At 66.2% G+C, this 12,984-nt stretch carries 10 protein-coding genes; 7 read left to right on the plus strand and 3 right to left on the minus strand.

Translation table 11 applies throughout. The features are described from left to right. Positions 1-125: 125 nt before the first annotated feature. From DEBA_RS05595 to DEBA_RS05605, 3 genes are read left to right on the plus strand one after another with little or no spacing between them, the layout of a single operon-like run. On the plus strand, positions 126-2,189 hold the full coding sequence (locus DEBA_RS05595) for a TonB-dependent receptor (protein WP_187288595.1): 2,064 nt from the start codon (positions 126-128) through the stop codon (positions 2,187-2,189). A 42-nt stretch (positions 2,190-2,231) separates the two neighbouring features. After that, the gene (locus tag DEBA_RS16855; RefSeq protein WP_013257944.1) at positions 2,232-2,888 is read left to right on the plus strand and encodes a class I SAM-dependent methyltransferase; all 657 of its coding nucleotides are present in this window, start codon (positions 2,232-2,234) and stop codon (positions 2,886-2,888) included. Then, positions 2,875-4,128, plus strand: coding sequence for an MFS transporter (locus DEBA_RS05605; protein WP_013257945.1), 1,254 nt, complete (start codon positions 2,875-2,877; stop codon positions 4,126-4,128). The genes DEBA_RS16855 and DEBA_RS05605 overlap by 14 nt, the downstream gene beginning before the upstream one ends. Here DEBA_RS05605 and DEBA_RS05610 read toward each other — a convergent pair. After that, positions 4,091-4,987 (minus strand): AraC family transcriptional regulator, encoded by an 897-nt coding sequence (locus tag DEBA_RS05610; protein ID WP_013257946.1) that lies wholly within the window; start codon positions 4,985-4,987, stop codon positions 4,091-4,093. The genes DEBA_RS05605 and DEBA_RS05610 overlap by 38 nt on opposite strands. Positions 4,988-5,281: 294 nt before the next feature. On the opposite strand from DEBA_RS05610, the gene DEBA_RS16860 reads away from it, so the two are divergent. From DEBA_RS16860 to DEBA_RS05630, 4 genes are all read left to right on the plus strand, one after another. Next, the gene (locus tag DEBA_RS16860) at positions 5,282-6,268 is read left to right on the plus strand and encodes a helix-turn-helix transcriptional regulator (RefSeq protein ID WP_013257947.1); all 987 of its coding nucleotides are present in this window, start codon (positions 5,282-5,284) and stop codon (positions 6,266-6,268) included. 176 nt (positions 6,269-6,444) lie between these two features. Then, on the plus strand, positions 6,445-7,500 hold the full coding sequence (locus DEBA_RS05620; protein WP_013257948.1) for a methyltransferase family protein: 1,056 nt from the start codon (positions 6,445-6,447) through the stop codon (positions 7,498-7,500). A 2-nt stretch (positions 7,501-7,502) separates the two neighbouring features. Further along, on the plus strand, positions 7,503-9,602 hold the full coding sequence (locus DEBA_RS05625; RefSeq protein WP_013257949.1) for a TonB-dependent receptor: 2,100 nt from the start codon (positions 7,503-7,505) through the stop codon (positions 9,600-9,602). A 220-nt stretch (positions 9,603-9,822) separates the two neighbouring features. Then, positions 9,823-10,197 (plus strand): hypothetical protein, encoded by a 375-nt coding sequence (locus DEBA_RS05630; protein ID WP_013257950.1) that lies wholly within the window; start codon positions 9,823-9,825, stop codon positions 10,195-10,197. A gap of 16 nt (positions 10,198-10,213) precedes the next feature. Here the strand turns inward: DEBA_RS05630 and hemW are convergent, their stop codons facing one another. Both hemW and DEBA_RS05640 read right to left on the minus strand, forming a co-directional pair. Beyond that, positions 10,214-11,371 carry a radical SAM family heme chaperone HemW gene (hemW, locus tag DEBA_RS05635; protein WP_013257951.1) on the minus strand — a complete coding sequence of 386 codons (1,158 nt, stop codon included), beginning with the start codon at positions 11,369-11,371 and terminating at the stop codon, positions 10,214-10,216. Next, positions 11,352-12,902 carry a vWA domain-containing protein gene (locus DEBA_RS05640; protein WP_148227796.1) on the minus strand — a complete coding sequence of 517 codons (1,551 nt, stop codon included), beginning with the start codon at positions 12,900-12,902 and terminating at the stop codon, positions 11,352-11,354. The genes hemW and DEBA_RS05640 overlap by 20 nt, the downstream gene beginning before the upstream one ends. Between the last annotated feature and the right edge of the window lie 82 nt (positions 12,903-12,984).

Here is a 12,984-nt window from a genome sequence, read left to right on the forward strand (position 1 = left end):
GCCGGCGCGACGCCGCGCCAAACGGTTCGGTATTGCCTGCGCGACGCCGCCATCGTGTTTTTTCGCCATGGGAAGGGAGCGAGGAAGTGCCAAGGAAAACATGCGGAGCGATGTTGGTTGCGCTGATGCTTTGGGCCGCGGTGGGCGGCGGCCTGGCCGTGGCCGCCGAGGATGCGGCCGCGCCGGCGGATCAACAAGCGCACGAGTTGGAGGCGGTGATGGTCACCGCCGATAAAACCACCAGCAAGGACGTCAACGATCTGCCCATGAGCGTTTCGGTTATCGACGAGGAGGAGCTAGGCGACTATCAGATCGACCAGGTCGATCAGCTCACCAATTTTCTGCCCAACGTCAATTATCTCAAAACAGGCAGTCATTGGACGGAGGTCAGCTTCCGCGGCATGGGGGCCATGAGCAACATGGTCTACACCAGCTATTCCAGCCTGGACGGCGTCTCCCTGCCCTACGTGGGCAGCGACGCCTTTTTCGACGTGCAGCGCATCGAAGTGGTGCGCGGCGGCGTGGGCTCGCTCTTTGGCCGCAACACCCACGCCGGCCACCTCAACATCATCACCAACGATCCCGGCGACACGCTCAACGCCCACGCCACGGCCCGCTACGGCAGCTTCAACACCTATGAAGTCGACGGCGCGGTGGGCGGCCCGGTCAACGAGAAGGTGGGCTTCCGGCTGGCGGCCCGGTACTCCGGCACGGACGGCTGGATCGAAAATGATTATTATAATCGAGACGACACCAACGACGGCAGCCAAGCCTCCGGTCGGGCCAAGGTCGTTTTCAGCCCCAGCGATGCCTGCGACGCCACCTTCTCGCTCAACCTCGACCGCTTCGACTCGGCCAACGACAACTACGCCAACGTCGACGGCGGCGGCACAATCCACACCCTCAACAACCTCTTGGGCCATGACAACGGCTCCATGGTCTTGCCGAGCCTGGATCTGCGCAAGCGCTTCGGGGCCCTGGAGCTGACCTCCATCACCGCCTTTGTCGACACCAAATACGACATGCTGCTGGACCAGGACATGAGCCCATTGGACGCCATCATCCTGGATTATCAAGAGGACTATCAGACCTTCTCCGAAGAGCTGCGTATCGCCACCACCGACCAGAACGCGGTCTGGCAAGGCATGGCCGGCCTCTATCTGATGCATCAAAAGGGAACCTACGACATGGACTTCCAGTTCGGCTCCCAGGGCGCGTATTTTGGAAGTATTCCCGGCATGTATCAAAAATCAGACTCCGAGCTGACCACCGACAACGCGGCCCTGTTCGGCCAGGTGCAATACCGTCCCTGGGAAAAGGTTGAATTCACCGCCGCCCTGAGGATGGACTGGGAGCGGGTCAAGGTGGATTGGAACACCGCCTACGGCCTGAACGGGACCACATACGGCACGGACAAATATGACGCCGACCAGGATTGGCTGGCCCTGTTGCCCCGGATCAGCGCCGCCTATCTGCTCGCCACCGATCAGCGCATCTACGCCACCATCTACCAGGGCTATCGCTCCGGGGCCTATAACGTGCTCAGCACCAGCCGCGATGTCATCGAGCACAGCGTTGACCCGGAATACACCACCACCTATGAGGCTGGCTACAAGGCCGCCCTGTTCGACAAGCGGCTGAGTTTGCGCGCGGCGATATTTTACGTGGACTGGCGCGACATTCAGCTCTCCGTGGTCAAGGACGGCCTGGTGGTCCTGCAAAACGCCGGCAAGGCCCACAGCTATGGCCTGGAGACCGAGGTTGGCTGGCAGGTTCTGCCCGGCCTGAACATCCTGGCCTCGCTGGGGCTCATTTCGGCCGAATTTGATGAATACAACGGTCACTCCAGCGGCGAGAATCTTTCGGGCAACGATATCCCCAACACGCCCAACTATAAATTCGCCCTGGGCGGCGTCTATCGCCACGCCAGCGGCCTGTTCGCCCAGGCCAGCGCGTCGTGGATCGGCAAGAAATATCTGGAAGAAACCAACGGTTACCAGCAAGACGCCTATGTCTTGATCGACGCCAAAACCGGTTACGAGGCCGAGCGCTGGGCGGCTTACATCTGGGGTCAAAACCTGGCCGACGAGTTGTACGTGGTGCGCGCCCTGGATTTCTACGGCATGGGCTACTACGGTCGCACCGGCCAGCCCCTGGCGGTGGGCGTCGAACTGCAATGGCGCTTCTAGCGGCGGTCCGCCGGGGCCGCGCCAAGGGAAAAGAGGGCGTTGATGACTAGCATCTTGAGCAGGTTCATCGATTCGACGGCCAAACGGCCCCAGGGCAAGTGGGCGCGTCAATACTATGGCGAACCGAAAAGCCACATGAAGGCCTTTGCCCAGACCATGGAAGCCCTGGCCCCGCGGCCCGATGACGCGCACCTGGAGATCGGCTGCGGCGGCGGTTATTTCTTGGGCATGATCCAACCCAAGGTGGCTCGGGTGGCGGCCATCGATCACAGCCCGGAGATGGTGGAGGTGGCCCGCCGGGCCAACCACGACGCCGTGGCCGCCGGCTTGGCCGAGATCGTCCAGGGCGACGCCGAGCGCCTGCCCTGGCCCGACGACAGCTTCACCTGCTCGGCCAACACCTCGATGTGGTTTTTTCTGGAGCATCCCGAGCGGGTGCTGGCCGAGCTGCGCCGGGTGCTCAAGCCCGGCGGCCGCCTGGTCATCACCACCATACGCCGTTCGTGGTTCAACCGCCTGGTCTGGGCCCTTTACGGCCTGCGCCTTTACAGCAACCGGCAGATGGCGCGGATGCTGGGCGACAGCGGCTTTTGCGAGATCGAAGTTGTCTCCAAGGGCCTCATGGGCCAGATCGTCACGGCCCGCAAGCCGGCCGCGTCGGTCCAGGGCCAGGACAAGGCCAACCATGCGCGCCCATAGAAAATATATTCTGCTTTCGGGCCTCTACATCGCCCAGACTCTGCCCGGCCATTTTTTTGGCAACGTCCTTCCGGTGATCATGCGCGGCCAGGGGGCCAGCCTGGCCAGCATCGGTTTTTTGCAGATCATCGCCTTGCCCTGGCTGCTCAAGTTTTTGTGGGCCCCGCTGGTGGACCGGGCCACCGCCCCCGGCGGGCGCTATGCCAGGGTCATCGTGGCCTTGCAACTGATGTTTTGCCTGTGCACGGCCGCCTTGGCCCTGGTGGGCCTGGAGCGCCAGCTGCCCCTGGCGCTGGGCCTGATGGCCCTTTCCTATGTTTTCGCCGCCACCCAGGATATCGCCACCGACGCCCTGGCGGTGCGTTTGTTGAATGACGAAGAAAGGGGGCCCGGCAACGCCGCCCAGACCGGCGGCAACATGCTGGGGGCCCTGCTGGGCTCCGGCGGGGCGCTGATCGCCTATCAATACTTGGGCTGGGCCGGGGTCATGCTGGCGATGGCCCTGGCCCTGCTGTTGCCGCTGGCCCCCCTGGGTTGGCTGGCGTCAGCCATCCCGGCGCGGCCGGGCGCGGGCGGCGAGGCCGGCGCCACGGGCTGGTCGGGCTTTTTTCGCCAAAGGGGGGCCGGACGCTGGACGCTGATGATGCTGATCTCCTACGGCGGCAGCATGGCCTGCGTCATGATAACCAAGCCGTTGATGGTCGATCTGGGCTTTTCGGCGGCGCGCATCGGCCTGTTGACGGGCGTGCACGGCGTGGGCGTGGGCCTGCTGGGCGCGGTGGCCGCCGGCTGGCTGATCCCCAGGCTGGGCCGTCTGGCCGTGCTGCGCGGCGGTTGCCTGCTGGGCGCCGTGGCCGCCGTGGCCATGCTGCCCCTGGCCTGGGGCCAGACGGACACGGCCTATCTGCTGGCGGCCATTGGCCTGGGCGGCCTGGGGTTCGCCGCCACCATGACGGCCATCAACACCATCGCCATGGATTTCACCCGGCCGGGCCACGAAGGGGCCGACTACAGTTTGCAGATAGCCATCTCCATGATCGGCGGCGGCGTGCTGATGGGCTCCAGCGGCTGGCTGGCCCAGGAGATGGGCTATGACGGCGTGTTTTCGCTCTGCGGCGCGCTCTGCCTGGCGGCGGCGGGGCTGGTTTCGCCACTCTGCGGCCGCCAATTGGCGAGGCGCTCGGCGGGTGGGGTCGGGTTGCTCAGCCGCGCCGGGCGCGGAGATATTGGCCGGGCGTGAGCCCGAAGCGCCGCTTGAAGCAGCGGTTGAGGTGACTTTGATCGCAAAAGCCCGCCAGCAAGGCGGCCTCGGCGATGGAGCAGCCAGCGCCGAGCAACTCCCGCGCCCGGTCCAGGCGGGCCTGGCGCAACCACTCGAACACCGTCACGCCGTAGGCCTGCTTGAAGCAGATGTTGAGCTTGCCGTGACTCATGCCCGCCTCGCGGGCCATGTCGAGCAGCGACGGCTGATCGTGGAGGTTGGCGCCAAGCATTTCCAGCACCCGCCGCAAGCCGGCCCTGTCGGCCCGATCCATGGCCCGCGCCGGCCCGGCATGGCGGTGCGACTCGATGAACTGCTCCATCTGAAGTCCCAGCAATTCCAGTACCTTGGCCTCGGTGAACAGGCCGGCGCAAGGCGAGTCCCGGCGGATGGCCAGGATGTCGCGCAACACGGCGTTCATGGGGGCGGTTATAGTCGCGGGCAGCACGAAGCCGTTGGATGATCTCGCGCCCTTGACCAGATCGCGCAGTTGGTCGGGCAGGGCCGGGGAGATGTCTTCGGCCAACTGGCCGAAAAGCCGGGGAGAGACGTCCACCGACAGGCCCAGGACGTGGTCGCCCGCCTGGTAATGGCCCTGGGATATGGTGTGCGGCAGAAACAGCACCCCGCCGCGGCCGGCCAGGTTGGGCGAGTTGAAAAAACGCCTGCGCCCCTGGTCGATGACCGTGTGCACGCGGCCCTTTAGCATGTAGCCAAAGTGCAGGGCGGAGGCCTCGCGCGAAAAACGCAAGGTCATCTCGCCCGTGGGCCGGAAATCCTGGATGATCAACTCCAGGCCCTCCCGCAGCGGCACGTGCGTCAACGCGGCCGCGGCCATTTGGGTCTGGCCGTCGGTCGCGGCGAAGTTGACGCACGGCCAAGCCTCGGCGGGCGGCGTTGCCGCTGGCTCTTGCGCATCGCATGTGCATATCAAGTTAGACAACATATATTTTCTTGTATAAGACAAACAATTCGCCTATGTTTAGCCAAAAAAGCGCGGCCTGTCAAGCGCTCGCCGCGTTTGCGCCGGCCGTGACGCCACGGCGCGGCGGAGGGCGTCGCCGCCGATCGATCGGGCGGGCGATTTGGACAAAGGCGGCCGCTTGGGCCGCATCGGGCATGGTGGGCCAAAATGGGCGGCGAAGCGAAGGGGCTTGTGCGGCGCGGCGAGGAGAGTTCGCTGGCCGGGTTGGAGGAGTCGGGCGTTCCGGCGGGCGTAGAGGGCCAACTGATGGAGGTCAAGCCTGGGCTGCGGGTGGCGGCGGTGGATTGCCGTCCCCAGGATGACCTGCGCATCGAGTTTGAGACCGGCGAGGCCCCGCTGGAGTTTTCCTATTATCTCGCCGGCCGGGCGCGCTACCTGATCGACCATGAGCGCGGCGAGCACGCCTTTGTCAGCGAGGCCGGGCTCAACACCGTGGCGGCCTTCCCACGGTCGCGTGCGGTCATGGAGATCCCGGCGGGGGTCAACGCCCGCATGGTGGCCATTCACATCGAGGCCCATGTCATTGCCGACCATCTGGCCGAACGCCCCAACGCCGTCGTTCCCGAGTTGGCCCACGCCGCGGAAAACGGCGTGTTTCCCTATTGCTTTCGGCCGTCGACGATGCCGCCGTCCATGGCGATCGTGGCCAACCAGATCCTGTCCTGCCCCTATCACGGCGCCGTCCGGCGGCTGTTTTATGAAAGCAAGACGCTGGAGCTGATGGCCCTGCAACTGAGCCAACTGCTGGCCAGCCATCGGCCGACGGCGCATGCGCCGCTGAATCGCCAGGAAAGCGGTCGCATCCAGGCGGCCCGCAACATTCTCCTCGACGACCTGCAAAATCCGCCATCCTTGTTTCAGTTGGCCGGCGCGGTGGGCATGACCCACACCAAGCTCAACAAGGGGTTCAGGGATGTTTTCGGCACGACGGTTTTCGACTATCTGCGGCGGCAGCGCCTGGAGCAAAGCAGGCTGATGATCGACGCCGACGAGATGAACATGGCCGAAATCGCCTACGCCACCGGCTTCAGCAGCCCCAGCCATTTCGCCAAGGCCTTTCTGGCCTATTTCGGCGTCCAGCCCAGCGCCTACCTCAAGGAGGCAAAGGGCCGCCGCGGCGTCCGCCCGCGCTGACCCACCTTCCCGCCGCCTGGCTTTTCGCCGCGCCGTTCAGCAAATGACAGCAATATTTCAGCGGGTGTTAGACCGGCGCGGGGCATGCCTTGTAAATTGCCGGCCATGTCACGGGCGGGGCCCCGCGCGGCGCGGAGAGCCCGCCGTTCACGGCGATATCAGCGAAAGGCAACGTCATGAAACACACGCCGGAGGTGGCCCTGAGCTACGGCCCCCTGCATCAACTGGCCATGGGCCCGCTCAAGGCGGCGCTGCTGAACTGCGCCATCAAGCTGAAGGTTTTCGACCTGCTGAGCCAGGCCCGCGCCGCCGGGGAGGTGGCGGCCGCGCTGGGCCTGCACCCCGAAAACACCAGGCGCTTCCTGGACGCGCTGACCACCATCGACCTGCTGCGCAAACAGGGCGCGACGTATTGCAACCAGCCCATTGCCCAGGCCTTTTTGGTTTCGGGCTCTCTCAGCTCCGTGGCCGCCCTTTTGCTGCAGACGCAGAACGCCGGGCTCAACCCCTTGGACAAGCTGGAGCGGCTGCTGACCCATGGCCCGGACGCGGATGGCCAAGTGATGGATTTCGCCGACGAAAAGATCTGGACCAAGGAAGTCCAGTCGTCGGCCGGTTGGGTTTTCGGCGGCGTCGGGCCGCTCGTGGCCGAAATGGTGGCCGGCCTGCCCGGCTTCGCCTCGTTTGAAAAGATGCTCGACATGGGCTGCGGCCACGGCGCGTTCACCCTCTACATACTGGAAAAAAACCCCAAGCTGCACGGCGTGCTGTTGGATCGGCCGGCCGTGCTGGCGGCGGCCGCCGCGTTCGTCGACGCCTACCAGGCCGGCGACCGGGTGAGCTATCGGCCTGGCGATTACCTGGCCGAGGGCATCGGCGAGGGTTATGACCTGGTTTTCGCCAGCGCCACCCTGAACTTCGCCATCGGCAACCTGCCAGCCCTGCTGGGCAAGGTGTTGGATGCGCTGAAGCCCGGCGGCTGGTTCGTCAGTTTCCAAGACGGCATGACCAACCAACAGACCAAGCCGGAGACCATGCTCGGGGCCGTCATCCCCTCCATGATGATGGGACACGACTATTGCTTCCCGCAGGGCATGATCGCCAAGGCCGCCATCGACGTCGGGTTCCAATCGACCCGTTCTCGCACCGTCGACACGCCCATCGGCGCGATGGATATCGACATGTGCCAAAAGGGCGACCGCGGTTGCCCGCCAGAAACAAAGGAGAGCTGAAGATGTCCATATCCTCCGTGCTCGGATCGGCTTTTGGGTTGTTGGCCATCATGGCCTCGGCGATCGCCTGGGCGGGCCCGGCCATGGCCCAGGAGGCCGCCATGGATCTGGAGCCCGTGGTGGTGACGGCCGAAAAGCGCCAAACCACCCTGCAAGACGTCCCCGCCAGCATCTCGGTCTTCTCGGAGGCCGACATCAAGGACGCCAGGATTCAGACCATCCAGGATTTATCGCGATTGACGCCCAACATGTACATCGCCAACTGGGGCATCCGGGGCACATCCTACGTGTTCGTGCGCGGCGTTGGCTCCATCAACAACGAGCCGGCCATCGGCTACTACGTCGACGACGTGGGCTACATGGACGCCCGCGCCTTTGACGCCAACCTGTTCGACATCGAGCGCATCGAGGTCTTGCGCGGCCCCCAGGGCGCCCTTTACGGCCGCAACTCGCTGGCCGGCGTCATCAACATCATCACCAAAAAGCCCGACAACCAAACCCGCGCGGGCGCCGAGCTGACCGCCGGCAATTACAACAACTATCAGGCCGGCGCGCACGTGGCCGCGCCCCTGGTCGAGGACAAGCTCTTTTTGCGGATGGCGGGGTATTTCGAGACCAGGGACGGATATACCGAAAACGACTTCCTCGACCAGGACGTGGACCACCACCAGTCCTTCAACGGTCGGGCCCAGATGCGCTGGACGCCCAGCGACAAGCTCGACATATCGGCCAACATCGAAGGAGAGAGCGTCGACGACGGCGCCTTCCCCCTGGGCCGCCTGGCGGATTTGCAACGCAACCCCCACCACGTGGCCTACGACCACGAGGGCAAATACAAGCGCGACGCCTTCGGGCCTTCCCTGCGTGTGGTCTACGACGCGCCGTGGTTCCAACTGACCTCCATCACGGCCTACCGCGACTTTGACGACTCGGCCGCCAACGACCAGGATTTCACCATCTATCCCCTGATCACCGCCTATGAAGACATCGCCGACCGCCAGTTCACCCAAGAGCTGCGTTTCGCCTCGCCCGAATCCGACAGCGCCTTGAAGTGGCTGGTGGGCCTCTACGGCTTCAACAAGGACAAAACGCACCACCTGAACCTGAACTTCGCCCCGGACCTTTTGCTGCCGGGCATGTCGGTGGACCGCGACACCGACTCCGATTTGACCACCAACGGCATGGCCGTCTTCGGCCAGACCACCTACACCCTGTTCAAGAAGCTCGACCTGACCGTGGGGCTGCGCTACGACTACGAAAACAACGATATCCACCACGTCTTGTCCATGAGTTCCGGCGAGATGAACCTGGGCTCCAACAAGGTGGACGCCTCGGAAAACAACGGCGCGTGGCTCCCCAAATTCCAGGTGGCCTACCACTGGACGCCGCGCTTGATGACCTACGCCGGCGTGGCCAGGGGCTACAGGTCCGGGGGCTTCAACACCGCCTACGCCGATGAATCGGACATTCGTTTCGACCCCGAATACAGTTGGAACTATGAAGTGGGCCTGAAGACGGCTTGGTTCGAAAATCGGCTCATCGTCAACGCCGCCCTGTTCTACATCGACCTGCAAGACCAGCAGGTGGTGCAACTGCTGCCCTCGGCCGACACCGCCATCCGCAACGCCGGTCAATCGCGCAGCATGGGCATGGAGCTGGAGCTCAGGGCCCTGCTTTGCCAGGGCCTGACCCTGGACGCCGGTTTCGGCTACACCGACGCCGAATACACCGACTACCGCGATCCCTTGGCCGGAGCCGACTACTCCGGCAACAAGGCCGTCCTGGCCCCGGAATACACCTACAACCTGGCCCTGGAATATCGGCGGGGGATCAGCGCGGCGTGGGACGCCTTCCTGCGCGCCGAGCTAAACGGCGTCGGGCCCTTTTATTGGAACGACGCCAACACCCTCAAGCAGGATCCCTACCAGTTGGTCAACCTGAGCCTGGGGTTCGAGAGGGAGGCCTTCGACCTGGTGTTGTGGGCCAGAAACCTCTTTGACGAAAACTACGAGGCCGTGGCCTTCGAGTTTCCCGGCTCCGACCCCGTCGGTCAATCGGGCGACCCGCTCACCTTCGGGGCGACGGTGCGCGTGCGTTTCTGACGGCCCAGGCGTCCCTTGACGCGCATGAACGGCCCGGTCGACGCCCCTGGTCGGCCGGGCCCCATGTTTCGGTATGACTGGCGCCGGCAACCGTTGCCCCGGTGGCGCGCAAGGCGTGATGATGCTAAATAGCATTTAATATCAAAAAGATATTCGCGCCAAATTCCGGCAAGCCCCTTGCAAGGCCGCCCCACCAGACTCTTTGGTGGGCGAGGGGGGCATGGGCAAGGCGGCGGTCGTTTGTTTCGCGGCGATGTTGTCTAGTTATGGCTGCGCGGTCAGCGCGCCGCGTTCCGGCCGCGAGGCCGGGCCATTTTTGCGTGGTGGCGAGGCCGCCCAGGCGGCCCAATGGCTGCCGCTGGCCGTGGTCATTTTCGTGGCGGGCGTGGCCTTGGGCGTGGCGCTGGTGGTATGGGTCAGGCGTTGGCGACTGCGCCGCGCCCTACGGGCCGGCCAGGGCCGCGCGCCGGCCGGCGAACTGCAAAATCTGCAATTGTCACTGATGCTGTTGGAAAAGGCGGCTCAAGGCATCCGTTCGCGGCCCGCCGAAAAGGATCGCGCCGCCGCCGCGCCGCCGCGCCTGAAAATCCTCTAGGGTTGTCCGGCGTGGCTCAGGCGAACAGCGCCGCCGCCGCGTCGGCCATGGCCAAGCCGGCCGGCGTGGGCCGCAGCCGCTTGCCGTGCGCGGTGGCCCAACCGCGTTTGACCACTTCGGCCAGGGCTGGGCCGTAGCGGCCAGTCGGGTCCGCGCCCAGGAGCCGCGCCACCGCCGCCAGGTCCACGCCTTCCACGGTGCGCAGGCCCAGCATGAACAGCTCCAGGGCGCGCTGTTGGGCCGTCAGGGCCTCCTCGAAGGCCAGGGGCTGGCGGCCGGCGGCCACCTCGGATACGTAGCGGCCCACGTCGGCGTGAAAAGCGAAGCGCCGACCAGCCAGATGGCCGTGGGCCCCCGGCCCCAGGGCCAGGTAGTCGTGGCCGCGCCAGGTGTCCTGGTTGTGGCGGCATTGGCGGCCGGGCCGGGCGAAATTGCTGACTTCGTAACGTTGCAACGGCGTGGCGGCGAGGCGTTTCAGTAGCGCGTGCTCCATGGCGGCCAGCGCATCGTCGTCGGGCAGTGGCGGTCGGCCCTTGACGTAGCGTCGGCCAAAGGGCGTTTGCGGACCCAGGGTCAGTTCGTAGAGCGAAAGGTGATCGGTCTCCAGGGCGATGGCCGCTTCCACGTCGGCCACGGCCAGGGCCGCGTCCTGGCCGGGCAGGCCATAGATCAGGTCGACGCTCAGGTTTTTCAGGCCGGCGCGGCGGGCCTGTTCCACGACGCGGATGGTTTGCTCCGGGCCGTGGCGGCGGCCCAGGGCCTGGAGCAGGGCCGGTTGAAAGCTTTGCGCGCCCAGGCTCAGGCGGTTGACGCCACAGGCGGCGATCAGGCGCAGCTTGGCCGGGCCGAGCGTGCCGGGGTTGGCCTCCAGGCTGATCTCGGGGTTGGCCTCCAGGCCGATCGTCCGTTCGACGGCCTCCAGCAGGCCGCCCAAAAAGCGAACCGGCCACATGCTGGGCGTGCCGCCGCCCACATAGACCGTGGCCAGGCGGCGGCCTTCGGCCATCTCCGCCACGGCCGGCAGATGATCCAGCATGGCCCTCGCCAGGGCTTGGGCCGCGGCCGCGTCGAAGGGTTGGGCGAAAAAGTCGCAGTAGGGACAGCGGCCGGGGCAAAAGGGCAGGTGAACATAGAGCCCCAGGCCGGCCGCCGGTTCAGGGGGCGCTGGGCGCATCGATTCGCGTCAGTTGGCGGGCGGTGATGGCGACGTTGGCCCGGCCGCCGTGGGCCATGACGATTTCGTAGCGGCCAGGCTGGAGGGCGATGGTCTGGCCGGTGTGGCCGCGGCCCAGATTTCGGCCTTCAGTGTCGTGGACGGCGTAGGGCCTTGGCTCGCGTCCGGGTTCGAAAAACACCAGCAAGCCGCCCACGGCCGGCAGCTCCAGGATGCGCTCGCCGCCGGGCGGAGTGGCGGCCTTGGCGCGCAGGGGCGGGATGACCTGGGCGATCACTTCGTAGTCGCCCGGCGGCAGGGGCAGGGGGCTCTGAGTGCGGCCGGCCCAGCGGCGGGGGGCCTGGGCCGGGCCGATGGCCGTCAGCGGAGCGCGCCAGGGGCCGTCGGGGCCGGGCAGGTTGACCCTCAGCCGCCCCCACGGGCCCAGGGTGAGGGTCATGGCCTGGCCGGCGGCCAGATCGGCTCGCCAACTGGTGGGCGGCTTGATCACCTGGATGATCATCTCGCCGGCCGCCGCCTGGATCGTGACCGGCAGGGCTTGGTTGGTGGCCAGCAGGCGGCCGCCGGGGGCCGAGGTGACGTTGACCAGCCAGGGCAGATCCTGGCCGTTTTCACCCTTGGCCTCGAGGGTCAGGCGGCCCGTGCCGCCGGCGCGGACGATGGTCTGGCCGCGGCTGGCCACGCGAGCGATCTGGGGCGGTTGGCCCGGGCCGATGGCCGAGTCCTTGGGCCAAACCAGGGCGTAGGAGCCGGGCGGCAGTTGGGCCGGGCGATTGGCCAGGGCCGGCCGGCCAAACTTTTCACCGCCGCCGGGGTGCATTATTTTATAGGTCAGCTCGATGGGGCGGTTGGCCGCGTCGTGGACGACGGCCAGCAGGCTGGCGGGGCTGAGGGCGGCCTGGGCGGCGCGGTGCAGCACCAGGCGGGCGCGGTTGGGCGCCTCCACCGCCAGCAGCTTGCCGCCGCCCAGCAGGGTGACGCGCATCAGGGCCGGGGCGAGCGCTTTGCCCGGCCCCATGGCCACGACATGGGTGAAAGGCCCGTCAGCGCCGGGTGGGTCGCCGGCCAAGATGGCTTGATCCAGCCCGCCGGCCTGGCCCGAGCAGATCAACACCACCGCTCCCGGCCGGCCGCCGGCGGCCCAGGCCAGGGCCCTCCGCATGGCCAGGGCCAGGTCGGGCCGGCCATGGGCCGGCGGCTTGACCAGCCGCGCGCGTTTCAGCGCTTGGGCCGTGGCCGGGGCGATCAACTGGGCGGCGTCATCGGGGCCGGCGGCCCAGACCGCGGCTTCGGCCGTCAGGGGCAACGCCGCCAATTCGCGGCCCAGGGCCTCGGTGGCCGCTTCCAGGCGGGTCTGGCCATGCCAGGGGCCGGCCATTTCCATCGAGGCCTCTAAAATGAAAGCCACGCGGGGTTTGGCCTCCGGCGCGTCTGCGGCCGTGGCCGCCGCCGGCCAGGCCAGCAGCAAAAGCGCCGTCAACAGCCATGGCGCGGAGTGGCGGAAGGGCTTTGGGAGGAACCGAAGCTGCAAAATCACCCCTTCCGCATCTGGGTTTAACGCCTTGCCTGGCATAACAATAATCACCTTTGACCGGCCTTGGCAACAACGGCTC

The organism is Desulfarculus baarsii DSM 2075, from assembly GCF_000143965.1.
GTDB classification, from domain to species: Bacteria; Desulfobacterota; Desulfarculia; order Desulfarculales; family Desulfarculaceae; genus Desulfarculus; species Desulfarculus baarsii.

Excerpts from the sequence above, each read along its gene's own strand:
- hemW (WP_013257951.1), bottom strand. The coding sequence starts at position 11,371 with ATGCGCCCAGCGCCCCCTGAACCGGCGGCCGGCCTGGGGCTCTATGTT.
- DEBA_RS05630 (WP_013257950.1), top strand. The coding sequence starts at position 9,823 with ATGGGCAAGGCGGCGGTCGTTTGTTTCGCGGCGATGTTGTCTAGTTAT.
- DEBA_RS05595 (WP_187288595.1), top strand. The coding sequence starts at position 126 with ATGCTTTGGGCCGCGGTGGGCGGCGGCCTGGCCGTGGCCGCCGAGGAT.
- DEBA_RS05620 (WP_013257948.1), top strand. The coding sequence starts at position 6,445 with ATGAAACACACGCCGGAGGTGGCCCTGAGCTACGGCCCCCTGCATCAA.
- DEBA_RS05625 (WP_013257949.1), top strand. The coding sequence starts at position 7,503 with ATGTCCATATCCTCCGTGCTCGGATCGGCTTTTGGGTTGTTGGCCATC.
- DEBA_RS05605 (WP_013257945.1), top strand. The coding sequence starts at position 2,875 with ATGCGCGCCCATAGAAAATATATTCTGCTTTCGGGCCTCTACATCGCC.
- DEBA_RS05610 (WP_013257946.1), bottom strand. The coding sequence starts at position 4,987 with ATGGCCGCGGCCGCGTTGACGCACGTGCCGCTGCGGGAGGGCCTGGAG.
- DEBA_RS16855 (WP_013257944.1), top strand. The coding sequence starts at position 2,232 with ATGACTAGCATCTTGAGCAGGTTCATCGATTCGACGGCCAAACGGCCC.
- DEBA_RS16860 (WP_013257947.1), top strand. The coding sequence starts at position 5,282 with ATGGGCGGCGAAGCGAAGGGGCTTGTGCGGCGCGGCGAGGAGAGTTCG.